The following is a 22,420-nucleotide window of genomic DNA, read 5'->3' on the forward strand; positions in this document are numbered from 1 at the left end:
ATCATACATGCGGTTTTTTCGGATTATCCTGCTAAATTTATACCCCTTTCTTACTTTTTTTGACAGACAGACCATAAAATGGCGCATAAATTAGATATTACACTTCACATCGAAGTGCTGGAATCAGTAGAAGAACTAAATGCGCAGGAAAGCCAGGCGATGCAACTGGCACAGGAGGCAGCCAATGATGCCTATGCTCCTTACTCGAACTACCTGGTTGGGGCTGCTTTGCTGCTGGAAGACGGCACATTTTTTAAAGGCAATAACCAGGAAAATGCCGCTTACCCGTCGGGTTTGTGTGCCGAGCGCACCGCTTTGTTTGGCATGAGTGCGAACCATCCTAACAAAATAATTAAGATGCTCGCCGTAACAGTTCGCCGCCGAAATGAAACGGAACATTTGCCTGCTTTGCCGTGTGGTGCCTGCCGCCAGGTGATGGCAGAGTATGAAAGTAAGCAGAACGAAAATATAATGGTACTGCTGCAAGGCCCCAATGGTACATTTTACCGTTGCCAGTCTGTCAGAGATTTGTTGCCCCTTTGCTTCTCCGGAAAAGACCTTTAACGCGATGCAGGAAAATAAGCTAACCGTTCCGCGCACAGCCCGCTATTATACCTTGGGCACGCCTTCTGCAGAAATTAAAAACCTGTGGATTGTTTGCCACGGTTACGGCCAGCTGGCGAAATACTTTTTGCGCCACTTTAGTGTACTGGATAAGGGCGATACCGTTATTGTAGCACCGGAAGCATTGTCGCGGTTTTACCTGGATGGATTTTCGGGGCGTGTAGGGGCTACCTGGATGACGAAAGAAGACCGGCTGGCTGAAATTGAAGACCAGGCCGCTTACCTGAATTTACTCTTGACAGAAATGTTAGCCCAGTTGCCTGCCGATGTCAAGATCACAATACTTGGTTTTTCGCAGGGAGGCGCTACGGTTTGCCGTTGGCTGGCTTCCGGCAATGTGCCGTGCCACCAATTTATACTTTGGGCCGCCGCTTTTCCCGAAGACCTGGATTTTGAAAAAGATAAAAATGTGTTCGAGCACCTGCCGGTGAGTGTCGTGTATGGCACCCAGGATCAGTTTATATCGGAAGACTCGCTGCAACGAAAGTATGATTTGCTCACGAAACTGGGCATCACCCCTACTATTTATACATTTGAAGGCAGCCATACTTTAGACCCTGAAATTCTTAGAAAGCTGCAGCTTAGTTAGGCGATTTATACTTTATTTTTCGCTGCTCCGCTCCCACATGCCCTGCATCACCACTTCCAGCAAATGGTTGTCCGGGTCGCGGAAATAGAAAGATAAAAAGCCGCCGCCCCAATCATACTCCTGCTCTATCGGGATGTGCTGTGCTTCAATTTCCTGTTTCAGAGATTCATACTTTTCTTGTGCTACCTCAAAAGCAAGGTGTAGCTGCCCTGCGCCAAAGTGTCGTGGCAACTTTTGCGATTGCCCGGAAATTTCCGAAATAAAACACAGCAGCACCGACTCGCCTGCCCGGAAGAAAATATGCCGCCCCGGCACTTCCCCGATCACCTCAAAGTTAAGTTTGCCGTTGTAAAATGCTTTGGTAGCAGCCAGATCTTGCACATAGAGACAGGTTTCCTTTATCTTTTTTATATCCATCAGTTTTTACCACTTCTTTTGTTGAACACATGCACTGCGGTTTCGTTATAGAGATTTACGCTAATCTTAACCAAACACATGAAACTGTTCCTTAAAATACTAATACCGCTTGCACTTGTTCTGGGGCTTATCTTTTATCTTACCAGTAATTCTTCTACGGCAAATGGCGAGTCTGTCTCCCAAGAAACCGAAACAGTTGCAGGCTCGCTACAAACAATTGCAGCGCTTCCATCACAGGTTAAAGAAAGTTCTGGCATTATAACACTGGCCGGTAAAGATGCTTTCCTGACACATAACGATGCCGGTAACCAGCCTTACCTGTACGAACTAAACCAAAGTGGCTCCCTTACCAACACCATTAAGCTGGATGTAACCAATAAAGACTGGGAAGACCTGACGCAGGACAAAGACGGCAACCTTTACATTGCAGACACCGGCAACAACGACAATAAACGCCGCGACCTGACGATTTACAAAGTACACCCGGGTAAGCCCACCGAAATCGAAACGATCAAACTGACCTACGAAGACCAGACCAAATTTCCGCCCGCAAAAAAAGAGCGTAACTTTGATTGTGAAGCTATTTTCTGGCACAACGGCACCATTTACCTGATCTCGAAGGACCGTGGCCGCAAACAGACGGCAAAAGTATACACCGTGCCCGCTAAAGCCGGCACGCATACGGCAAAACTGATCGGAGAAGCAAAAACAAACAGCGCTGTAACAGGTGCAGCCATCAGCCCGGATGCAGAAACCATTGCGTTGGTGAGCGAAGGGAAGGTTCATTTATTCGCTAACGTAGCTGACCCGGCTACCTTCTTTTCGGGTAAAATGGAAGAGATAAGCCTGCAGGGCGCCGGGCAAACCGAAGCTGTTGCTTTTGAAGATAACAACACCATGGTCATTACAAGCGAAGGCGGCAACCTCTACAAGTATAAACTCAACTAGATTATACTTTGGTAAGTATAAAACAGCAGCGGCTCCTTAAAATAAGGAGCCGCTGCTGTTTTATATGATATCTTTTAAACTGATGCCGATGTACCGGTTCGTCCGCCGGGAGCTGCCGGTTTTGGGTTTCGCCATACAAAGAAGAGTACAATCAGGCCGGCAATTATAAGCGGTATGCTCAGGAACTGGCCCATGTTCAGGACAAGTTCGTTTTCAAAATCTTCCTGGTTTTCTTTCAGGAACTCGATTAAGAAGCGTGATGTAAACAGCACCGTCACGAAAATGCCGAACAATAAACCACGTGGCAAGGCAGCTTTATACTTTGCCCACAGCCAGTAAAGCAACACAAACAGCCCGAATACGGTAATAGCTTCGTACAACTGCGTAGGGTGGCGCGGCACCTGCGAAAACTCAGAACTGCGTACAAAAATAAAGCCCCACGGCAGGTCAGTCGGATGCCCGAATATCTCGGAGTTCATCAGGTTACCCAAACGGATCAGTGCGCCACCAAGCGCCACTACAATCACAATCCGATCCAGCACCCACATGTAATCGAATTTATACTTGCGGCTGAACAGCCATAATGCCAGCAAAATACCAATGGTTGCACCGTGGCTGGCCAAACCGCCTTCCCATATTTTCAGAATCTCGATGGGGTTGCTCAGGTAATAATCAGGGGCATAAAATAACGTGTGGCCAAGTCGTGCTCCTACTACCGTACCAATGATCATGTACATGGTAATAATATCCACATCGCCTTCAGAGCGGCCTTCAGCTACATAAATTTTGGAAAGGATGCGCTGCCCGATCACGAAGCCGAGTGCAAATAGCAACCCATACCAACGAACGGATATTGGTCCAATACTGAAAATTTCCGGATCTACGTTCCAGGTGATGTAGGTTAACATGTTCATGAGGTAAAATCTTGTGCTGCCAAAGTTACAATAAATAGGCTATGTAAAAAATGCAGACTGAATGGAGGTGTTGCAGGAAAGTATAAACTCCAGGTTATACTTTAGAGCAGTTGTTCTGTGCGCCGCAAGTATAGCCTGGAGTATAAAGTATAAAGTATAAAATCAGTAAAGAATGTACAGGTTAAAAACCGTCATTTTCTGACGTATTGATTTTTGAAAGTTCTTCTTTAAAACCACCGTTCAGGATCGGGAAACGAAGCCAGCTGCGGGGGTCTACGTTATAATCATCTAAGTGGAAAGAAGGCGCAAACCGCTCACGCTTCCACTGATTCCGGGCCCATAAGGTATAAAATTTGGTTACCCAGCTTTGTACCATCTCAGGCTCAGCCAGATTTTGCTCCAGCAACTTCTGGTATACTTCCTGCGGCGAGAAGCGATTGTAAAAAGCGAGACGCTCGATCTGGTTTAAAACCTCGTATGGCATCAGGTCTTTTTCATCGGTCTGTTCTTCTTTGCCCGGGCGAAGCTCTGCGCTTGGCTGTAAGTTGTTTACATACTGCAAACCGGTATAGCCTAACTCCTGCTGCATCCAGATCAGGAACTGGCGGATAAAAGCTTTATCGATGCCAGCAATCGGGGAAATACTGCCAGCCGTATCACCATCCATGGTCGTATAACCAACGGATGCCTCGCTGCGGTTGGAGGTGGCCAGCAATAAGGCTTGGTTAATGTTAGCCAGCATCCAGATACCAGGTGCGCGTACCCGTGCCTGGATGTTCTGCAAGGTTACGTCGTCTTTGTCCCAGGTTAGCGGCCGGTCAAGTACCTGCTCAATAGTAGCAGTATAGCCTTTCACTTCTTCGTCTATCGTCCAGTTATAAAACACAGCTCCTATAGAAGCAGCCAGCTCTTTGGCCGAAGTAAAAGTATTGTCAGATGAGTTTACAGTGCCCTGGTAAGCGCATGTCAGCAGGCGGTTTACCAGTTCGGGTACAGCCTGCTCTTCGGTTAGCGTATCAAAAAAGGCCGCATCTTTCAGCGAGAACATTTTGGCTTTGGCTACAAAACCAAGCACACCCAAACTTTTAATGCCACGCTTTACCATCTCTGCCACAGCCACCGCGCACAACGATGAATCGGCACCACCGCTCAGCGACAGCACAAATCCACGACTATTGCTTTTGCGCATGTAATCAAAAAGGCCCAGGCTTAACGCTGCAATCAGTTCTTTGTTTTCGTCGATTGGCGGTAGGTATTCGATTGCTTCGGTTAGTTGTGGCGTTTCAGAAAAACAAACTTCTGCAAACTCCAGGTCTACATCCTTAAAGCAAAGCAGCTCGTTTCGCTTGATCAGTTTACCATGCTGGGCAATCAGAACTTCGCCATCGTAAATTACACGCCCGGATTCGTTCCCAAGCAAATTGGCGTACACATAGGCGCATTCATACTTTTTAGAGGCTTCCACTACCAACTTGTGGCGCACATCGGTTTTACTCAGCGCAAAATGGCTGGCACTTGGGTTCAGTATGAGCTGCACACCTTTGCCCATGTGGCGTTCTGCCGGGCGGTTTGGTCGCCAGGCATCTTCACAAATTTCAAATGCATACTTTACGCCCTGCTCTTCATACACAATATCCCCGATGCGGTAGCTTTGGCCCAGCATCTCGAACTGCTGCTCTACGTTGGCAGGCCAGGCAGCGAACCAGCGTGGCTCGTAATGCAGGCCATCGCTAGCTAAAAACTGCTTGGCCGTAAAGCCTACAATTTCTTTGTTTTTGATAACGCAGGCCGTATTATACACCAATCCATTCAGAAAGACAGGCAGGCCCACACAAACCGTTATGCCTTCGCACCACTCTTTTATCAGGAGCAGTTTCTCGAAGGCAACTTCGGAAAGCCAGGGGCTCAGGAACATATCTTCGCAGCCATAGCCGGTGATACAAAGTTCGGGTAGCAACAGTATTTCTACTTTATGCAGTTTAGCTTCTGTGATGGCCTCTTTGATGTTAAATAAATTAGCATCCCAATCCATGGGAGTCTGGTTGAGGGCAGCGCCTGCCAAGATCAGTCGGGTGTCGTTCATGGGGTAGTTTAACGCAAGTAACCAGAAGCAAGTTAAGCGATGTACTTTAATTTTGAAGTATAGCTGCTATAATTCGTGGCCATACTTTCAGAACGCATTCCCAACTACCTGTGTGCAGGAGTTTTAAAGTATAAAAATGCCTGAGAAGTATAAATAATGAAATGCGGAAAATCAGCGAAATTTTATACTTTGAGGAACAAGTATAAGTAAAGTTAAACGCTGAGATTTAGCTGATCTTAAGGAATTGAAGGCCTTTTTCGGCGGCTGCCTGGTCTGCTTTTTTCTTGGACAGGCCCTGCCCTACCGCGATGGGTTCGTTATCGATGTATACTTCGCAGGTAAATTCGGTGGTGTTACCCTGTTGCTTGCGCTGCACAATCTCGAAACGGATGTCTTTGTTCTGGCTCTGTGCCCACTCGATCAGCTTGCTTTTAAAGTTAGCCGTGGTGGTAACCAGCGAATGTACATCTACGTGCGTTTTCAGTATCTTTTTAAGTATGAACTGATGGGTCACGTTGTACCCTTTATCCAGATAAACGGCGCCAACCAACGCTTCGAGGGCATTGCCGTTTACAGATTTGTGGCGGTTGCCCTGGCTTGTCGTGTCAATTTTGACAAGCAGGTTCAGGCCCAGTTTTAGTGCAATGTTGTTTAAAGATTCACGGTTTACGATACGGGAGCGTATCTCGGTCATGAAACCTTCGTCTTCGTACGGGTATTTTTTGAACAGGTACTCTGCTACAACGGCACCAAGTATGGCATCGCCCAGAAATTCGAGTCGTTCGTTAGTTTCGTGTTTAGCCGCTGAAGTTTGCCGTGCAAAAGACGTATGCGTAAGCGCAAGTTTATACAGGCGGATGTTATCGGGTGTTGTTCCGATAATGCTGCCAACTGCGCGTACAAGGTCCCTGTCTTTGTTAAAGAATCTATGAAAGACTCGCCTGACAGGCTTCATTGGTCCAATCACATTAGTCGTTCATTTGGCGAAACAGAACAGAAGTATTATGGCCACCAAACCCGAATGTATTACTCAGCGCTACTTTTACTTCACGTTGCTGTGCCTTGTTAAAGGTAAAGTTCAGGCGTGGGTCAAAGCTTTCGTCGTCTGTAATATGGTTGATGGTTGGCGGAACTACGTTGTGCTGGATAGCCAGAATAGAAGCAATAGACTCTATCGCACCGGCAGCACCTAGTAAGTGGCCTGTCATGGATTTTGTAGAGCTGATGTTGAGGTTGTAGGCATGATCGCCAAAAACCTGCTGAATCGCTTTTACTTCGCTTACATCGCCGAGCGGCGTAGAAGTACCGTGTACGTTAATGTAATCTACTTCTTCCGGTTTGATGTTGGCATCGCGCAGTACATTTTTCATTACATTAAGCGCACCTAAACCTTCCGGGTGAGGAGCTGTAATGTGATACGCATCTGCAGACATACCGCCACCGATTACTTCGGCATAGATTTTAGCACCACGGGCTTTTGCGTGTTCGTATTCTTCCAGGATAAGTGCGCCGGCACCTTCTCCGAGTACAAAACCATCGCGGTTTGCATCAAAAGGGCGGGAAGCAGTTTCAGGAGAATCGTTGCGCTCCGAAAGGGCTTTCAGGGCATTAAAGCCACCAATACCAGCTTCCGTTACAGCAGCTTCGGAACCACCTGTTACTATTACATCGGCCATACCCAAGCGGATATAGTTGTAAGAGTCGATGATGGCGTTTGTAGCCGAGGCACAAGCTGAAACGGTTACAAAGTTAGGCCCACGGAAACCATACTTGATGGAAATATGACCGGCACTGATATCAGCGATCATTTTAGGAATAAAGAACGGGTTGAAGCGCGGCGTGCCGTCTCCATTGGCAAAATTCACACATTCCTCCTGGAACGTACGCAAGCCACCGATACCAGATCCCCAGATAACGCCCACACGGTCCGGGTCAATGTTACTTTCGATCAGTTTTGCATCCTGTACGGCTTCATCAGCCACTACCATTGCAAACTGAGAGAAAAGGTCCATTTTGCGGGCCTCTTTCCGATCGAAGTATTTTTCAGGATCATATCCTTTTACTTCGCAGGCAAACTGCGTCTTAAACTTACTCGCATCAAAGCGTGTAATAGGCGCGGCACCACTCACACCATTAGATAGTCCGTCCCAGTATTCTGAAACAGTGTTTCCAAGTGGTGTGAGTGCACCTAACCCAGTAACTACAACTCTCTTAAGCTCCATAAGCTGTTACCAGAGGATAGATAGTAGAAAATGTAAATACTAATTTGATAATGTACTATTTCGCGTGCTCTTCCAGGTAGCTAACAGCCTGGCCTACAGTAGCGATGTTTTCAGCCTGATCGTCTGGAATAGAAACGTTGAATTCTTTTTCGAATTCCATGATAAGCTCAACAGTATCTAATGAATCAGCGCCAAGGTCGTTAGTGAAGCTCGCCTCCGGTGTAACCTCTGACTCCTCAACACCAAGTTTATCGATGATGATAGCTTTTACTTTTTCTGCGATTTCTGACATTTTTCTTATAGTTTATTAAAACACTGTGCAAAGAAATAGAATTAGGCAGACAATATCAAAAAAAATTAATCTAATCGTGTTCTGCCTAATGTTTGATCGCTGCCCCAGTGCCTCGTTATGAAATGATACTTAGCCATGTAACACCTTCGTGGCGCTCCATTTTGTGCTGCATTACCTTACGGTTACCAATAGCTACGGGTTATAAGCCTGCATGCCAGTTGCATTATTCATACTTTATACTTCTATTGCATCCTAAAGCCGCAGCAGCGCAAGTACAGGCTGATTTTCAAGTAACCATTTACCATCATTGGCAGTTAATTTCTGCTTAAAAATGTATACTTCTACCCTGTAACAGGCTTGTTGAGTAAGCGCTTTATCTGATAATCTGTATCTGAAAACCATTAAACTGCGTTCATTTACTTTGTACCTGAACCAGCATGATCCGAACTAGCATGATAACTTTTAACAAAACCAAAGTACTGGCAACTGTAGGCCCGGCCTCAAACACATACGATAAGCTGTTTGCGCTTGTAAAAGAAGGAGTGGATGCTTTCCGTCTTAATTTTTCGCATGGCGAACATGCCGAGCACCTGAAAGTAATCGAGCACGTGCGCGAGATAAACCGCCAGCACCAGACCAATATCTGTTTGGTGCAAGACCTGCAGGGCCCTAAAATACGGGTAGGCGAGGTGGAGAACGGTGGCGTTGAAATAAAAGAAGGCGAAACTATCAGGTTGGTTTGCGATGGCTCTCTCAGCACGCCAGGCAGGCTATCGACAGGCTATACAGAACTTGCAAAAGATGTAAATGTAGGTGATGCCATCCTGATAGACGATGGTAAACTGGAAGTTACCGTTACCCACACCGATAAGGACTGTGAAATTACGGCCGTTGTAAAGTATGGCGGTATGGTAAAACCACGCAAAGGTATCAACTTGCCCGATACCAAAGTATCAGCCCCTTCCCTTACCGAAAAAGACCTGCATGATTTGCATTTTGGTCTTGATAACGATGTGGAGTGGGTGGCGCTTTCTTTTGTGCGCAGTGTAGATGACATCAGGGAAATAAAGCGCATCATAGCTTCGCGCGGAAAAGATACCCGTGTGATTGCTAAGATAGAGAAGCCGGAAGCCATAAAAAACATTGATGAGATTATACATGCGGCCGATGCGCTGATGGTAGCACGCGGCGACCTGGGTGTGGAAGTTGGGATGGAAAAAGTACCGATGATCCAGAAGATGCTGGTAGAGAAAAGCAACTACGCTTCCAAGCCCGTTATCATCGCTACCCAGATGATGGAAAGTATGATCGTGAACCCCCGCCCTACCCGCGCCGAAACCAACGATATAGCCAACGCTGTGATTGATGGGGCTGATACGCTGATGCTGAGCGCCGAAACTGCCGTAGGCGCCTACCCTATCGAAACCATCCGAAGCATGCACATGACCATACAAACGGTAGAGATGCAGGCAGACATCTTCAACAAAAACTTTATACTTAACCCACACGCCGATACTTTCTACAACGACAGCCTGGTAGCAAACGCCTGTAACCTGGCCCGCGACACCAACGCCCGTGCGATCATCGGTATGACCAAATCCGGCTACACAGCTTTGCAACTGGCCAAGCACCGCCCAAAATCAGATATTTTTATTTTTACAGAGAAACCCAGCCTGCTTAATACCCTCAACCTGGTGTGGGGCATCCGTGGGTTCTACTATGATAAGTTTGAATCAACTGATACCACGATCAACGATATCAAACATATTTTACTGGAGCTGAATTACCTGGATAAAGGCGATGTGTTTATCAATACGGCCAGTATGCCGATTAAAGAACAGAAGCGTACGAACATGATCAAGCTAAGCATAGCCTAAGTATACTTCATTAAATAAAAAAGCCGCTGCATCATTTAAATGCAGCGGCTTTTTTATTTGATGAAAGTATAGCGAAATCTAAAAGTATATCCTTCGGATTTATACTTGCTACAAGCACAAAAAGCCTTACACGAATGTGCAAGGCTTTTTGCAAAATATCTTTGGCAGAAATTAAGCTGCTACCGGTGCTAAACCGTTCACAAACTTAGCAAGCTTCGACTTGTTGTGAGCTGCTTTGTTTTTGTGAATAATGTTTTTCTTAGCCAGACGGTCGATCATAGAAGATACTGTCTTGAACAGCTGTTGCGCCTCGGCCTGGTCAGTTGTGCCTTGCAGCCTTTTTATGAAAGTACGAGTAGTTTTCGCCTGATATCTGTTACGAAGACGTTTAGCGTTATTCGCTCTGATTCTCTTTAATGCCGACTTATGGTTAGCCATGTGATTCTATAATAATTAAATTTCTTTGTTCCTGAATGAGTTTGCAAAGGTATACCCTTTACTATTAATTTCCAAAGCGATACTACAACAAAATTGCTGCTTCAGAAATAATTTGTGCAAATATAACACTTTCTTCCAAGCCATCATACTACAACTTTACTATGTTTTGTGGCAGCAGGCTATACTATAACACTTATTGGGCGGGTTAGTTCACGTAAAGAGTTTATACACAGGCGTACACAAAAAAAGCCACTGCTAAAAGTATAGCAGCGGCTTTTCGTTTTAAATCAAGTATAAATGAGCGGTTTTAATTAAACCGCTACAAGCAAACTTTCTAGTCTCTAAAGCGTGCCTGTACTTTATCTTCAGTTTTTTTGTAGCGATCTTTTACCTTCTGCCATCTGCTTTTTGTTTCATCGTCCCAGTCAGCACTTTTGGCTTCCATTTCAGCTTCGCGCTTCTTATAATCAGCTTTCATCTGCTCCCACTCTTCTTCTGTAGCGGTTTCAGCTCTGGTCTCATTCTCATCCGTCCAGATAGCCATTTCGTTGTTTTCCTGGTTTAGCTCGTCACCTGCTTCATTCATTTCGGCCTGGGCTTCGTCAGTGGCTGCACCTATTTCGGTTTGCGCTTCGTTTACTTCTGCATTAGTTTCGTTCTGAGATTCCTGGGTGCAGGCAAACATAAACGCGCCTACTGCAAATGCTACTCCTATCGATTTGATTGTTGATGAAATTTCCATAGTATATATATTGTTGATGTAAGACCTAATACGCGTATAACTAAATATTGATATATAAAATCCGCATATTAAGGTAAATTTGAAATACTATCTCATTTAAGTTAAATTTTAAACCATGCCCCTCTTACCCTCTGCCTACAGAGCCCCTTTCTATCTTTTTAACGGACATCTGCAAACCATTGTACCCAGCTTGTTCAGGCAGGTGACTGGCATTACGTATACCCGCGAACGCCTATCAACACCAGACAACGACTTCCTGGATCTGGATTGGTCCAGAGTGGGCGCTGATGCGCTGCTTATACTTTCGCATGGCCTGGAAGGCGACACAATGCGCCCATATATGCAGGGTATGGTAAAGGCTTTTAATGAGCGGAGCATTGATGCACTGGCCTGGAATTACCGGAGTTGCAGCGGCGAACCAAACAAGCTGCTCCGCTCCTACCATTTAGGCGCTTCCGACGATCTGGGAATTGTAATTCAGCATGCGCTGGCAACCAACGCTTACAAGAAAGTATACCTGACAGGCTTTAGCGCCGGCGGTAATATCACCCTTAAATATTTAGGCGAAGCTCCGGATCAGGTGCCGGCAGAAGTACAGCGTGCAGCTGTTTTTTCAGTGCCGATCGATCTGAAAAGCTCTGCAAAACGAATCTCTAAAGTATACACACGCCGTTTCCTGAAAAGCCTGGGCAAAAAACTGGAGCAGAAAAAAGCGCTTTACCCCGATGACCTCGACCTGAAGGCGTATAACGTATTGTGGTCTTTTCCGGAGTTTGATAACCGCTATACCGCGCCGCTGCATGGTTTTAAAGATGCCGATGATTATTATGCACGCTCCAGCTCCAAACAGTTTATAGCAAGTATAAAAGTGCCTACGCTACTGGTTAACGCCCTGAACGACCCTTTTTTAACGCCAGATTGCTACCCGGTGCAGGAAGCTGAAAACAGCAGCACTTTTTACCTCGAAACCCCGGCTACCGGCGGCCACGTAGGTTTTGCATCCACAGCGGGCAATGGCCTGTTTTATTCCGAAGAAAGAGCGCTTCAGTTTTTACTGGATGAAGTATAAACTACTTTATTTAAGCGGCACGTAAATCACTTTCTTCGTTTCGAAAAATTCTTCTTCGAAGTATAAGCTTAGGTCAAAAGATTTGGTCACTAAACCCGATTCGGCAATTTCTTCTGCCAAATCGCCGCCTTTCAGGTAATACAAGCCCTCTATCGGCGAACCGGTTTTCTTGAAACTGTTCATCACCCATGGCCAGAAATTAGCGAGGCGCGTCACAGCGCGGCTTACCACAAAATCATACTTGTCGCGTACCTGCTCGGCCCGGATGTGCGAGGCCGTTACGTTATGTAAATGCAGTTCGCGCGCTATTTCCTGCACCACATGTATCTTTTTGCCGATAGAATCCACCAGATGAAATTTAACTTCCGGAAACATAATGGCAAGCGGCAAGCCCGGCAAACCACCACCTGTGCCCACATCCATCACCGAGGTATGATCCGGAAACTGAACCACTTTGGCAATGCCCAGCGAGTGCAGGATGTGATGTACCCCCAACTGATCCATATCCTTGCGGGATACCACATTTATTTTCTGGTTCCATTCTTCGAACAGCGCACCGAGTTGCTCATACTTTTGTAACTGGTCTTCGGTGAGCGCAGGAAAGTAACCTGAAAGCAGCGTGCGGATGGTAGTGGAGTGTGGCATTTTTTGAATTATGAATTATGAATTAGTAATTAAGAATTACGAATGCTTTTTTAGTTGATCATGAAGTATAAAACGGCTGCTATTATTCCGACAAAAGCGACAACGGCCAGTGCCATAAATGCATCAAAAAGCAGCGACAGGCCTGCGTTGCGGTAACGGCCTTCGTACTTCGTGGCCAGCTCCTGCTCAATTTTATCCTGCTTACGCAAACGCACCTGCAAGTATAATTTACCTGCACTCGAAAGTATAAAATCTGTAAAGGAACCGGACGTAGCCATAGTTTACTGTAAAGCCTGCTATTATTTTAATGTAGCTGAGCTGCAAAAGTATGAAATACTAAGGAAACAGGCATAAAAGTATAAAGCCCCGGCTGCACAAAGGCAACAGGGGCTTTAACCGTAATCAATAATTAACCTTAATAAAATATTGCTAGATAAGGTGCTTCTTGTTCTTCACCATGTCATAGAGCAGTTCGCGGGCGCGGTGCAGTTGCGCTTTTACGGTGCCTAGCGGCGCATTCAGTTCTGTAGCGATTTCCTCATAGCTCAGCTCGTTAAAGTAACGCAGTGTAACCAGGCGCTGGTATTTATCCGGAAGCTTGGCCACTACATATTGCATGATTTCGATCTTCTGGTTTTTGATCGCTTCTTCCTGCGGGTTCAGGTTCTTGTCTTTAAAATCGATGGTGATTTCGTCGCCGTTGTCGATCTTAATGGCAGAATCTATACTCATCGTCTTGATCCTGTTTTTACGGATAAAGTCGATGCAGTTGTTGGTAGCGATCCGGAACAGCCAGGTACTGAAAGCATACTCCGGGTTAAATTTGTGCAGGTTTCTGAAAGCTTTCGCAAAAGCTTCTATCGTTAAGTCCTCGGCATCATCGGCATTGCGCACCATCTTTAAAACCACGTGGTAAACGGGCTTTTTGTAGATGCTCATCAGCTCGGCATATGCTTTTTCGTCGTTATCTTCTACTGCCGCCTGTATGAGTTTGAAGTCATGCTTTGCCTTTGCAGAGAATTGTTTGTTTACTTCCATCTGAATTTTTTATACATTAATACAGATACCCCAAGAATCAGGTAATTGAAAAAATATGCCGCATCAAGCACAGGCAACAAAGGCCAGCGTACTTTATCATTCAGCCGCCGGGCGCACCGAACGTAAGCAGGAATAACTGCCAGGTAACGCACCCCAATAAGCGCTCCCAAGATAGCTAAATGAGCGCTCATAACAAGAATAACGCCTGAAAGTATGTAAAAAAGTATATTTGCTGATACAAAGGCACCTATCCTTCTTCTGTCTTTTCGGCTGTAACGATGCCCCACAGACATGTGTCTTCTCTTCTGCGTTATCCATTCCCGAAACGTCTTTTTAGGAATGCTGGATGTCTGCGCCTCTTTGTCTAGTACGATGCTTATTTTACTGTTGCTGGCAGCGTCGCGTACAAAAAGATCATCGTCGCCGCCTAGTATTCTGATATGCGATGCAAACCCCTTGTTCTTAAAGAAACATGATTTGGTGTAAGATAAATTCCTCCCGACACCCATGTAGGCCTCTGCCTTGTTTGCATGAGACAGATACTGTATTCCGGTCAGCAAGGTTTCATAACGCACCAACTCATTTAAAAATCCTTTGAATTGTACATAAGGAGAATAACCCAATACTACTTCTGCGCCGTTTGCGTAGCCTTTCTGCATATTTTCGATCCAATTCTGACTGAATGGCCGGCAGTCTGCATCGGTAAAAAGCAGGTGTTCATATTTAGCTGCTCTTATACCCAGCGCCAACGCATACTTCTTCGAGTTAAGGTATTCCGGCGTCTTCTTTACCGTGATAACCCGGAAGTTCTGGAATTGTTTTTCGAGCTCGTAGAGGTAAAATTCTGTATCGTCGTCTGAGCGGTCGTTTATCACGATAACCTCAAATTCAGGGTAGTTCTGGTCTAAAAGTAACGGCAGCAGCTCAAATAAATTATCCTGCTCGTTATGGGCAGCCACAATTACCGACACCGGCAACTGCACCTTGCTTTCCGGATCTTTATAAGAAGCAAGCGGCAGAAAATAAAAAAACACAAAGTATAGCTGTACCAGCACACAAAGCCCGAGCAGGCTTAGAAGTATAATTGTAATCAAGTTCCCTGATTGCTTAAATGTTCAGTGACCGGATTGTTTAACACTTTTGCAGTTACATGCTCTTCCGTGTTTATACTTCCGAGGATGTTGCACCGAGAATCTATACTTTGACAAGCAGCGCCGGTACCTGAAGGCGGCCTGTACAAAGCAAAAATCGATTCAGTGGTTTAGCCATTAAACAATTCAGCCATCCAAATTTAATCATTAAATACCCATTTGCGAAGCCTCTTCTTATTTTATACTTGTGTATAGTTTGTGGGCACGGACTTTGTATCTTTGCGGGTTAATAAAATTTTCAGAACTAAAGCAGCATAAGGCTTTTAGCCTTTTCGGTTTACAGGTTTGGCAGTGGCCTTATTTTTGAAACCGGTTTCATATACAACCATGCAATTTACGCTCACAGCAAAAGATACCCAGTCCAAGGCGCGCGCCGGAGTAGTGCAGACAGCCCACGGCGCCATCGAAACGCCTATTTTTATGCCCGTTGGTACAGCAGGCACTGTTAAAGCCGTGCACCAGCGCGAACTGAAAGAAGACGTTAAAGCAGAGATCATACTGGGCAATACCTACCATTTATACTTGCGCCCCGGCCTCGGCGTGCTGGAAAGTGCCGGTGGCCTGCATAAATTTAACGGCTGGGACCGCCCTATACTGACTGATAGCGGCGGCTACCAGGTTTTCTCGCTGGCAGGCACACGCAAGATCAAAGAAGAAGGTGTAAAATTTAAGTCTCATATTGATGGCTCTACCCTGAACTTTACCCCGGAAAATGTGATGGACACGCAGCGTACCATCGGCGCCGATATTATCATGGCTTTTGATGAATGCACGCCATATCCCTGCGACCATACGTATGCCAAATACTCGATGGAGCGCACGCACCGCTGGCTGCAACGCTGCGTAGACCGCTTCGATAGCACCGAGCCAAAGTATGGCTTCGACCAGACGCTTTTCCCGATTGTTCAGGGCAGCACTTACAAAGATCTGCGCATCCAGTCCGCTGAAACTATTGCCGGCTTTGGGCGCGAAGGCAACGCCATTGGTGGTTTATCGGTAGGCGAACCGGCTGAAATGATGTACGAGATGACCGAACTGGTTTGCGACATACTTCCGGCAGATAAACCGCGTTACCTGATGGGCGTAGGAACACCCGCTAACATCCTCGAAAACATTGCATTGGGCGTGGATATGTTTGATTGCGTACTGCCAACCCGGAACGCGCGTAACGGCATGCTGTTTACCACACAGGGCATCATCAACATAAAAAACCAGCGCTGGGCCGACGACCATACGCCGATAGATGCAGAACTGGGAGGCTACGCCAGCACGTTTTACAGCAAAGCTTACCTGCGCCACCTTATCCATAGCAAAGAGTACCTGGGTGGCCAGATCGCAAGTATACACAACCTTACTTTTTACCTGTGGTTGGTTAAGCAGGCACGGCAGCAGATCATTGCAGGAACCTTCCGGGACTGGAAAGATATGATGGTAAAGAAATTGATGACACGACTTTAATAATTACGAATTAAGAATTACGAGTTAACAATGAGACATCTTTTTTACACTGTCCCTGCAATTCGTAATTCGTAACTCGTAATTCGTAATTAAAAAGATGAAGCTTCTCGATAAATATATCCTCAAAAAATTTCTGACCACATTCGTGTTTGTGGTACTGATACTGGTGGCTGTTATTCTGGTGATCGATTTCACGGAGAAGAACGACGACTTCATCAAACATAACATTGCCGTCAGCGAGATTATTTTCGACTATTACTTTAACCTGATTCCTTACTATGTTAATATACTAAGCCCGATCACGGTATTTATAGCCACCGTTTTTGTAACGGCCAAACTGGCTTCGCACACCGAGATTGTGGCCATACTTAGCAGCGGCGTTAGTTTCAGGAGGTTGCTGGTACCTTACCTGATCGGCTCGTCTTTAATTGCAATTGTTATCTTCGGGTTGATTGGCTGGGTAATTCCAAATGCCAATAAAGTGAGTGTTGCTTTCCAGGTGAAGTATGTAAAAGGCCCGTTTGTGTTTGATGGCCGCAATGTTCATATGAAGATTGCACCCAACACATTTGCTTACATGGAAAGCTACAACAACTCGGCGCATGTGGGCTACAGCTTTGCCATCGAAACCATAGAAGGCACCACGCTGAAGAGCAAATTTACATCACCAAGCGTAACCTGGGACCCGAAAAAAGAAAAATGGCACGTAGATAGTTATGTGCTGCGCACGTTTGATGGCGAAAAAGAAACCATAACCAAAGGCGGAGCCCTGGATACCACACTAAACCTACGTCCCAAAGATTTTGAAAGTACCTATAAACTGGAGCAAACGCTTACCTTGAACGAGCTGAACGATTTTATTCAGGAAAAGAAGGACCGCGGAGCCGATGATATAGAAGTATACCTGATCGAGAAGTATGAGCGCTTCAGTTATCCGTTTGCCATTATCATTTTAACCATTATCGGGGTTATTGTGAGTGCCCGTAAAGCGCGTGGCGGTGTAGGTATTCAGATCGCGCTAGGCTTTTTCCTTGCTTTTGTGTTTATCATATTTGTAATTACAAGCCGAAGTCTGGCGCAGGTAGGTGATATTCCGCCGCAGGTTGCCGCCTGGATACCAAGCATCGTTTTTACCGGAATCGGATTTTTGTTGTACCGTTACGTTCCCCGCTAATATGCCCCGTTTTAAAGATTTTGCCGAGCTTCATTTTGTTATTTTCCTGTGGGGATTTACCGCTATACTTGGGAAACTGATCACGATTCCGGCTGTTGAGCTGGTTGCGATACGTACCCTGGTAACAGCCCTGGCACTGGGCGCTATCGTTTACAAAATGAATACGCCGTTCTGGCTAGGCCGCATCAGTGCCGTAAAAATGCTGGGCGTGGGCTTTCTAATCGCCGGTCACTGGATTCTATTTTTTGCTTCGGCGCGGGTTTCTTCTGTTTCTATTTCATTGGTTGGTTTGGCTACCTGCAGCCTCTGGACCGCACTTTTAGAACCGATGGTGTCCAAATCAAAAATAAAACCGCATGAAATATTACTTGCCCTCCTGATCATACTAGGCCTGTACATCATTTTCCAGAACGAGACCGATTTTAATAACATACTTGGTTTGGTAATGGCTATCGGCTCTGCTTTGCTGGCTTCCATCTTTACCATCATCAATGCCAGGCTCGTTAAAGCAATACCATCCACTACCATTACCTGCTACGAGATGTCGGGTGCTTTTTTAGCTACGGTGCTTTTCCTGCCTGTTTATACTTCGTTTTTTGTAGAAAGCGGCCAGCTGAATTTTAATGTCATGCCGATGGATTGGGTATATCTGCTGGTTTTAACGCTTGCCTGCACGGTGTATGCTTATACGGCAGGTGTGCGCCTCATGCAGCGTATTTCCCCTTTCACCATGAACCTGACGGTAAACCTGGAGCCAGTATACGGTATCGTACTGGCCTGGATCATCTTTAACGAAGACGAGCAGGTATCCACTGATTTTTACATCGGGGCCACCGTAATACTGCTCAGCATTTTCAGTTACCCCATTCTGGATTCGTACGACAAACGCCGCAGAAACAAACTACAGCAGGCTGTGGCGGATGAGGTAGTTATCCGGAAAAACTAGGTTTGCAGGAACCTCGCCTTTAAACAAGCCATACACCGTAGAACCCGAACCCGACATAGAAGCATACACAGCCCCTGCAGCATATAGCTTTTCTTTTAGCTGCGCCAACTCCGGATACTTCGGAAAAAGTGCCGTTTCAAAATCGTTGTGCAAGAGATCCTTCCAGGTTATTACATCCTGCTTCAGTATACTTTCAAGGGGTTGCGGAGCGGGTTTTGGTTTGATATTTCCGTAAGCCTCTGCTGTCGTGATATGGATGCCCGGGTAAACCAGCACACACGTATAACCTCTCAGATTCAGGTCTAAAGCAGTAAATACATCTCCTTTTTCAGTGGCGATCACCGCTTTGTTTTCTATAAAAAAGGCGCAGTCGCTGCCCAGCTGGCGGGCGTAATTCTGAAGTATAGCCGTTGATAAATTTAACCCGAACACAGAATTAAGCAGGCGCAACGTAAAAGCTGCATCCGAAGAACCACCACCCAGGCCCGCTCCCATCGGTATCACTTTGTGCAAATGCAATTGTATGGGTGGTAACGCAAAATCCTGTTGCAGCAATTTGTAAGCTTTCAGGCAAAGATTAGTTTCGGGGTTACCGGGTACGGGTAAACCCGTTAAGGTAAACTGCTCTGTTTGAGCCGGTAAAATTTCCAGCGCATCACACCACTGCACCGGATAAAAGCACGACTCCAGATTATGAAAACCATCGCTTCGCTTTTCAGTTACATATAACCCCAGGTTGATTTTTGCATTCGGGAAATCGAGCATGTGCGTGTAAAGTATAAGTGTAGAGTTGCAAGCTATAAAATTAAGAGAAAACAGCAGCTCTGCCACTGTAAAATCAACCTGGCTGAGCAGCAAAGTATACTTCCAATGTAACTGTATCAGATCTCAAATATGTATAGCCTTTTGGTCTGATGAAAGTACGGGAGACAATAGGACACTTACAGCATTCGTTCTGAAAAATCAGGTTACATTTTTCAAATTAAATAAAGGAGATAGTACTAGCTAAACCTTGTATTTGCCCGTAGTAACAAAATCAAAATAAAAGTATACTTTGAGTAAGCGCCTGCTACCAACTTTCGAAACATATGAACTATAAGCCCGGACGTATTTTTCTGTCGGTGCCGCACATGGGTGGCCACGAAAAAAACTATGTATTAAAAGCACTGGAAGATAATTGGGTAGGAACCGCAGGGCCAAACCTGGCCGGTTTTGAACACGACGTTTGCCAGCATACCAACGCCCGGTTTGCGGTAGCTTTAAACTCTGGTACAGCAGCCATTCATCTGGCACTTCAGGTGGCTGGCGTAAAAGCCGGTGATGAAGTAATCTGTTCTACATTTACAAGTATCGCTTCTGCCAACCCCATTTTATACCTGGGTGCCACACCGGTTTTTGTTGACAGCGAGACTGAAACGTGGAACATGCACCCGGAAGCACTTCAGCAGGCGCTTACAGCTCGGGCACAGGCTGGCAAAATGCCAACTTGTATTTTGGTAGTGCATGTGTATGGGATGCCTGCTAAGATGAACGAAATCCTGGCAATTGCAGAAGAGTTTAACATTCCGGTGGTGGAAGATGCAGCTGAAGCACTGGGCTCGCGGTACACCGGGCACCAGGTAGGTACACTTGGCAAGGCAGGTGCTTTTTCGTTTAGTGGAAATAATATTGTATCCACATCAGGAGGCGGCGCCTTGGTTACGGAAGATGAAGCACTTGCAAAAGAAGCATTATCTCTTGCCACCAACGCAACTGGCCTTGCTTCCGAAACCGACCACCATACTATCGGTTTTAATTACCGCATGAGTAATGTGAGTGCCGGCATTGGCCGCGGGCAAATGGAAGTACTGGAACAACGCATCAAGCAACGTCGCGAAATTTATAGTTACTACAAAGAACAGCTCCAAACGATCGAAGGAATCGAGTTTTTGCCAGAGCCTAAAGTATGTTTCTCCAATCGTTGGCTTTCCACTGTTTTGCTTCCGGAACAATTCTCACCTGAAAGTATAAAACACGCTCTGGAAGCTGAAAACATCGAAACCAGCCTGCTCTGGAAACCGCTTCATCAGCAAACATTATTTAAGGATGCGCTATACTTTGGCGATCACCTCAGCAGCCAGCTATACAAGCGCGGCCTTTGTTTGCCAAGCAGCAGCAACCTAACCGAAGAAGAGCAGCAAAAAGTAATTAAAACACTTCAGAAATTACTCATCAGCTAAGGCTGCAAGTATAAATTTTATACTTGCGCCAGTGCTTGTTCCAGGTCAGCCAGTAGTTCCTCTGGTTCTTCGATGCCTACCGATAAACGAATAACGCCCGTTGTAATTCCCATACTTTGCTGTTGTTCCGGTGTGAGGCTACGGTGCGAGGTTCCCATCGGGTAAGAAATAGAGGTACTGACGCCTGCCAGCGAAGGCGCAAACGGAATGTGTTGCAAACCCTGCATAAAACGGTTTACTGCTTCCGTATCATCTTTTATTTTGAAGCTCAGCATACCACCAAACATGCCATTGCCCTGCTGTTTTGCCAGTTCGTGCTGCGGATGCGCGCTTAGGCCCGGGTACCATACTTTCTCCACTTTCGGGTGTTGCTGCAGGTAACTGGCTATTTCCAAGGCGTTGCTGCTATGCTGTTTCATGCGCAGGCGCAATGTTTTTAAACCACGCACTGCCAGCCAGCCTTCGAACGGGCTAAGGTTCAGGCCCAATACCATCATCACTTTTTGTACCCGTTGCAGGTCTTCTGATTGCTTACAGATTACAACTCCTGCTGTTACATCGCTGTGCCCGGAAATATACTTTGTGATACTATGGATAACCATATCCGCACCTAAAGCAAGTGGTTTGGTAAGTACCGGCGTTGCAAACGTGTTATCAATAACCAGTTTTATATTATGCGCTCTCGTTTCTTTGGCTAGCTTTTCGATATCCAGAACAAGTAAAAGCGGATTGCTCATGGTTTCGGCCAGCAGCAAACGGGTGGTCGGTTTTACATAGCTGCTTAGCGTATACGTATCAGCGGTTGGCACATAGGTAACTTCGATGCCCAACCGTGTCAGTTCCTGCGATAAAAGCGTAGATGAGCCGCCGTATATTTCTTCTGCACATAAAATATGGTCGCCGGCTTTGCAAATGCTCAACACAGCCGCCAGAATACCAGACATACCAGACGAGGTAACCACAGCACCTGCACCACCTTCCAGCTTATTTATTTCCTGAGCCAGCTCCTCGGTATTCGGGTTACCATAGCGCGTATACATATAGCTTTTTCCGGGCTCACTAAAGTATAACTCTAGCGCATTCAGGTCCTCGAAGGTAAAAACGGAAGTCTGGTAAATAGGAGTGGTTTTAGGTGTTATCTGTGGCATATCTGAAGTATAAATCCAAAGGTAAGTTAAGCAGTAATTGGTGATTTAGTGCTAGTGATGTAAACAAAAAAATCCCTTCTGCTTTGGGAAACAGAAGGGATTTATACTTTATACTTTGGCAAAGATCTATTCGATCACAGACTCAGCCAGTACAATAATTTTGTTATTCAGGACTTCAACCACACCACCATCAACGGTAAAAAACTCCTGGCCTTTGTTGGTTGTAATGCGGATGCTGCCTCTTTCCATGGTGCTGATAAGGGGCGCGTGCGAGTTCAGAACTTCAAATGAGCCATTTGCTCCCGGAAACTGAGCTGCTTCTACCTCACCGGCAAAAACCTTTTTATCTGGTGTGATTATCTCTAAATACATTTATATGAGTCTTGAGTTACGAGTTCTGAGTTCTGAGTATCCCCGAAAATGCGA

24 protein-coding genes are annotated in these 22,420 nt (G+C 45.9%); 9 read left to right on the forward strand and 15 right to left on the reverse strand.

Annotated elements, in window-relative coordinates; all coding sequences use genetic code 11:
* The first annotated feature begins 78 nt into the window (after nucleotides 1-78).
* Entirely contained in the window at nucleotides 79-564 is a 486-nt protein-coding gene (cdd, locus tag DP923_RS00295) for a cytidine deaminase (protein WP_112303578.1), read from the forward strand.
* Between the two features lie 4 nt (nucleotides 565-568).
* A complete protein-coding gene (locus DP923_RS00300; RefSeq protein WP_112303579.1) occupies nucleotides 569-1,213 on the forward strand; it encodes an alpha/beta hydrolase in 645 nt (214 codons plus the stop codon).
* Nucleotides 1,214-1,225: 12 nt separating this feature from the next.
* Here the strand turns inward: DP923_RS00300 and DP923_RS00305 are convergent, their stop codons facing one another.
* Nucleotides 1,226-1,630, reverse strand: coding sequence for a VOC family protein (locus DP923_RS00305; protein ID WP_112303580.1), 405 nt, complete (start codon nucleotides 1,628-1,630; stop codon nucleotides 1,226-1,228).
* A gap of 78 nt (nucleotides 1,631-1,708) precedes the next feature.
* Between DP923_RS00305 and DP923_RS00310 the strand changes: the two genes are divergently transcribed.
* Nucleotides 1,709-2,578: an SdiA-regulated/phytase-like domain-containing protein gene (locus DP923_RS00310; protein WP_112303581.1), complete on the forward strand. Its 870-nt coding sequence runs from the start codon at nucleotides 1,709-1,711 to the stop codon at nucleotides 2,576-2,578.
* Nucleotides 2,579-2,652: 74 nt separating this feature from the next.
* Here the strand turns inward: DP923_RS00310 and lgt are convergent, their stop codons facing one another.
* The 5 genes from lgt to DP923_RS00335 all read right to left on the reverse strand — a co-directional run bounded on the left by lgt (nucleotide 2,653) and on the right by DP923_RS00335 (nucleotide 8,089).
* Nucleotides 2,653-3,492 (reverse strand): prolipoprotein diacylglyceryl transferase, encoded by an 840-nt coding sequence (gene lgt / locus DP923_RS00315; RefSeq protein ID WP_112303582.1) that lies wholly within the window; start codon nucleotides 3,490-3,492, stop codon nucleotides 2,653-2,655.
* A 181-nt stretch (nucleotides 3,493-3,673) separates the two neighbouring features.
* Nucleotides 3,674-5,575, reverse strand: coding sequence for an NAD(+) synthase (gene nadE / locus DP923_RS00320; protein WP_112303583.1), 1,902 nt, complete (start codon nucleotides 5,573-5,575; stop codon nucleotides 3,674-3,676).
* 226 nt (nucleotides 5,576-5,801) lie between these two features.
* Nucleotides 5,802-6,530, reverse strand: a complete 729-nt coding sequence (gene rnc / locus DP923_RS00325) for a ribonuclease III (RefSeq protein WP_112303584.1) — start codon at nucleotides 6,528-6,530, stop codon at nucleotides 5,802-5,804.
* Nucleotides 6,531-6,543: 13 nt separating this feature from the next.
* Nucleotides 6,544-7,797: a beta-ketoacyl-ACP synthase II gene (gene fabF / locus DP923_RS00330; RefSeq protein ID WP_112303585.1), complete on the reverse strand. Its 1,254-nt coding sequence runs from the start codon at nucleotides 7,795-7,797 to the stop codon at nucleotides 6,544-6,546.
* Nucleotides 7,798-7,852: 55 nt separating this feature from the next.
* Nucleotides 7,853-8,089 (reverse strand): acyl carrier protein, encoded by a 237-nt coding sequence (locus tag DP923_RS00335; protein ID WP_018477241.1) that lies wholly within the window; start codon nucleotides 8,087-8,089, stop codon nucleotides 7,853-7,855.
* Between the two features lie 452 nt (nucleotides 8,090-8,541).
* On the opposite strand from DP923_RS00335, the gene pyk reads away from it, so the two are divergent.
* Nucleotides 8,542-9,966 (forward strand): pyruvate kinase, encoded by a 1,425-nt coding sequence (gene pyk / locus DP923_RS00340; RefSeq protein ID WP_112303586.1) that lies wholly within the window; start codon nucleotides 8,542-8,544, stop codon nucleotides 9,964-9,966.
* Nucleotides 9,967-10,137: 171 nt separating this feature from the next.
* Here the strand turns inward: pyk and rpsT are convergent, their stop codons facing one another.
* Both rpsT and DP923_RS00350 read right to left on the reverse strand, forming a co-directional pair.
* On the reverse strand, nucleotides 10,138-10,404 hold the full coding sequence (rpsT, locus tag DP923_RS00345) for a 30S ribosomal protein S20 (protein WP_112303587.1): 267 nt from the start codon (nucleotides 10,402-10,404) through the stop codon (nucleotides 10,138-10,140).
* Nucleotides 10,405-10,738: 334 nt separating this feature from the next.
* Nucleotides 10,739-11,146, reverse strand: coding sequence for a hypothetical protein (locus tag DP923_RS00350; protein ID WP_112303589.1), 408 nt, complete (start codon nucleotides 11,144-11,146; stop codon nucleotides 10,739-10,741).
* 115 nt (nucleotides 11,147-11,261) lie between these two features.
* On the opposite strand from DP923_RS00350, the gene DP923_RS00355 reads away from it, so the two are divergent.
* On the forward strand, nucleotides 11,262-12,215 hold the full coding sequence (locus DP923_RS00355; RefSeq protein WP_112303591.1) for a YheT family hydrolase: 954 nt from the start codon (nucleotides 11,262-11,264) through the stop codon (nucleotides 12,213-12,215).
* Between the two features lie 6 nt (nucleotides 12,216-12,221).
* Here the strand turns inward: DP923_RS00355 and rsmG are convergent, their stop codons facing one another.
* The 4 genes from rsmG to DP923_RS00375 all read right to left on the reverse strand — a co-directional run bounded on the left by rsmG (nucleotide 12,222) and on the right by DP923_RS00375 (nucleotide 14,992).
* A complete protein-coding gene (rsmG, locus tag DP923_RS00360; protein ID WP_112303593.1) occupies nucleotides 12,222-12,860 on the reverse strand; it encodes a 16S rRNA (guanine(527)-N(7))-methyltransferase RsmG in 639 nt (212 codons plus the stop codon).
* Between the two features lie 50 nt (nucleotides 12,861-12,910).
* On the reverse strand, nucleotides 12,911-13,138 hold the full coding sequence (locus DP923_RS00365; protein WP_112303595.1) for a hypothetical protein: 228 nt from the start codon (nucleotides 13,136-13,138) through the stop codon (nucleotides 12,911-12,913).
* Between the two features lie 151 nt (nucleotides 13,139-13,289).
* Nucleotides 13,290-13,898 (reverse strand): RNA polymerase sigma factor, encoded by a 609-nt coding sequence (locus tag DP923_RS00370; protein WP_112303596.1) that lies wholly within the window; start codon nucleotides 13,896-13,898, stop codon nucleotides 13,290-13,292.
* Nucleotides 13,889-14,992, reverse strand: a complete 1,104-nt coding sequence (locus DP923_RS00375) for a glycosyltransferase (protein ID WP_112303598.1) — start codon at nucleotides 14,990-14,992, stop codon at nucleotides 13,889-13,891. Before DP923_RS00375 ends, DP923_RS00370 begins: the two co-directional genes overlap by 10 nt.
* 384 nt (nucleotides 14,993-15,376) lie before the next feature.
* On the opposite strand from DP923_RS00375, the gene tgt reads away from it, so the two are divergent.
* The 3 genes from tgt (at nucleotide 15,377) to DP923_RS00390 (ending at nucleotide 18,627) form a co-directional block, all read left to right on the forward strand.
* Nucleotides 15,377-16,507 (forward strand): tRNA guanosine(34) transglycosylase Tgt, encoded by a 1,131-nt coding sequence (tgt, locus tag DP923_RS00380; protein WP_112304740.1) that lies wholly within the window; start codon nucleotides 15,377-15,379, stop codon nucleotides 16,505-16,507.
* 97 nt (nucleotides 16,508-16,604) lie between these two features.
* Nucleotides 16,605-17,681: an LptF/LptG family permease gene (locus DP923_RS00385; RefSeq protein ID WP_112303600.1), complete on the forward strand. Its 1,077-nt coding sequence runs from the start codon at nucleotides 16,605-16,607 to the stop codon at nucleotides 17,679-17,681.
* A 1-nt stretch (nucleotide 17,682) separates the two neighbouring features.
* Nucleotides 17,683-18,627, forward strand: a complete 945-nt coding sequence (locus tag DP923_RS00390; protein WP_112303601.1) for a DMT family transporter — start codon at nucleotides 17,683-17,685, stop codon at nucleotides 18,625-18,627.
* On the opposite strand, the gene ispE is transcribed toward DP923_RS00390, so the two are convergent.
* On the reverse strand, nucleotides 18,583-19,485 hold the full coding sequence (gene ispE / locus DP923_RS00395) for a 4-(cytidine 5'-diphospho)-2-C-methyl-D-erythritol kinase (RefSeq protein ID WP_317047263.1): 903 nt from the start codon (nucleotides 19,483-19,485) through the stop codon (nucleotides 18,583-18,585). The genes DP923_RS00390 and ispE overlap by 45 nt on opposite strands.
* Nucleotides 19,486-19,715: 230 nt before the next feature.
* On the opposite strand from ispE, the gene DP923_RS00400 reads away from it, so the two are divergent.
* The gene (locus tag DP923_RS00400; RefSeq protein WP_112303602.1) at nucleotides 19,716-20,846 is read left to right on the forward strand and encodes a DegT/DnrJ/EryC1/StrS family aminotransferase; all 1,131 of its coding nucleotides are present in this window, start codon (nucleotides 19,716-19,718) and stop codon (nucleotides 20,844-20,846) included.
* Nucleotides 20,847-20,863: 17 nt separating this feature from the next.
* Here DP923_RS00400 and DP923_RS00405 read toward each other — a convergent pair whose 3' ends face one another.
* Complete coding sequence (locus tag DP923_RS00405; RefSeq protein WP_112303603.1) at nucleotides 20,864-21,994, reverse strand: trans-sulfuration enzyme family protein; 1,131 nt, start codon at nucleotides 21,992-21,994, stop codon at nucleotides 20,864-20,866.
* A 126-nt stretch (nucleotides 21,995-22,120) separates the two neighbouring features.
* On the reverse strand, nucleotides 22,121-22,366 hold the full coding sequence (atpC, locus tag DP923_RS00410) for an ATP synthase F1 subunit epsilon (RefSeq protein WP_112303604.1): 246 nt from the start codon (nucleotides 22,364-22,366) through the stop codon (nucleotides 22,121-22,123).
* Nucleotides 22,367-22,420: the final 54 nt, after the last annotated feature.

This window comes from Pontibacter arcticus (assembly GCF_003284895.1).
Classification (GTDB): Bacteria; Bacteroidota; Bacteroidia; order Cytophagales; family Hymenobacteraceae; genus Pontibacter; species Pontibacter arcticus.

Bases quoted from the DNA above. Each gene is read 5' to 3' on its own strand.
- cdd (WP_112303578.1), top strand. From the start codon at position 79: ATGGCGCATAAATTAGATATTACACTTCACATCGAAGTGCTGGAATCA.
- DP923_RS00300 (WP_112303579.1), top strand. From the start codon at position 569: ATGCAGGAAAATAAGCTAACCGTTCCGCGCACAGCCCGCTATTATACC.
- DP923_RS00305 (WP_112303580.1), bottom strand. From the start codon at position 1,630: ATGGATATAAAAAAGATAAAGGAAACCTGTCTCTATGTGCAAGATCTG.
- DP923_RS00310 (WP_112303581.1), top strand. From the start codon at position 1,709: ATGAAACTGTTCCTTAAAATACTAATACCGCTTGCACTTGTTCTGGGG.
- lgt (WP_112303582.1), bottom strand. From the start codon at position 3,492: ATGAACATGTTAACCTACATCACCTGGAACGTAGATCCGGAAATTTTC.
- nadE (WP_112303583.1), bottom strand. From the start codon at position 5,575: ATGAACGACACCCGACTGATCTTGGCAGGCGCTGCCCTCAACCAGACT.
- rnc (WP_112303584.1), bottom strand. From the start codon at position 6,530: ATGAAGCCTGTCAGGCGAGTCTTTCATAGATTCTTTAACAAAGACAGG.
- fabF (WP_112303585.1), bottom strand. From the start codon at position 7,797: ATGGAGCTTAAGAGAGTTGTAGTTACTGGGTTAGGTGCACTCACACCA.
- DP923_RS00335 (WP_018477241.1), bottom strand. From the start codon at position 8,089: ATGTCAGAAATCGCAGAAAAAGTAAAAGCTATCATCATCGATAAACTT.
- pyk (WP_112303586.1), top strand. From the start codon at position 8,542: ATGATAACTTTTAACAAAACCAAAGTACTGGCAACTGTAGGCCCGGCC.
- rpsT (WP_112303587.1), bottom strand. From the start codon at position 10,404: ATGGCTAACCATAAGTCGGCATTAAAGAGAATCAGAGCGAATAACGCT.
- DP923_RS00350 (WP_112303589.1), bottom strand. From the start codon at position 11,146: ATGGAAATTTCATCAACAATCAAATCGATAGGAGTAGCATTTGCAGTA.
- DP923_RS00355 (WP_112303591.1), top strand. From the start codon at position 11,262: ATGCCCCTCTTACCCTCTGCCTACAGAGCCCCTTTCTATCTTTTTAAC.
- rsmG (WP_112303593.1), bottom strand. From the start codon at position 12,860: ATGCCACACTCCACTACCATCCGCACGCTGCTTTCAGGTTACTTTCCT.
- DP923_RS00365 (WP_112303595.1), bottom strand. From the start codon at position 13,138: ATGGCTACGTCCGGTTCCTTTACAGATTTTATACTTTCGAGTGCAGGT.
- DP923_RS00370 (WP_112303596.1), bottom strand. From the start codon at position 13,898: ATGGAAGTAAACAAACAATTCTCTGCAAAGGCAAAGCATGACTTCAAA.
- tgt (WP_112304740.1), top strand. From the start codon at position 15,377: ATGCAATTTACGCTCACAGCAAAAGATACCCAGTCCAAGGCGCGCGCC.
- DP923_RS00385 (WP_112303600.1), top strand. From the start codon at position 16,605: ATGAAGCTTCTCGATAAATATATCCTCAAAAAATTTCTGACCACATTC.
- DP923_RS00390 (WP_112303601.1), top strand. From the start codon at position 17,683: ATGCCCCGTTTTAAAGATTTTGCCGAGCTTCATTTTGTTATTTTCCTG.
- DP923_RS00400 (WP_112303602.1), top strand. From the start codon at position 19,716: ATGAACTATAAGCCCGGACGTATTTTTCTGTCGGTGCCGCACATGGGT.
- DP923_RS00405 (WP_112303603.1), bottom strand. From the start codon at position 21,994: ATGCCACAGATAACACCTAAAACCACTCCTATTTACCAGACTTCCGTT.
- atpC (WP_112303604.1), bottom strand. From the start codon at position 22,366: ATGTATTTAGAGATAATCACACCAGATAAAAAGGTTTTTGCCGGTGAG.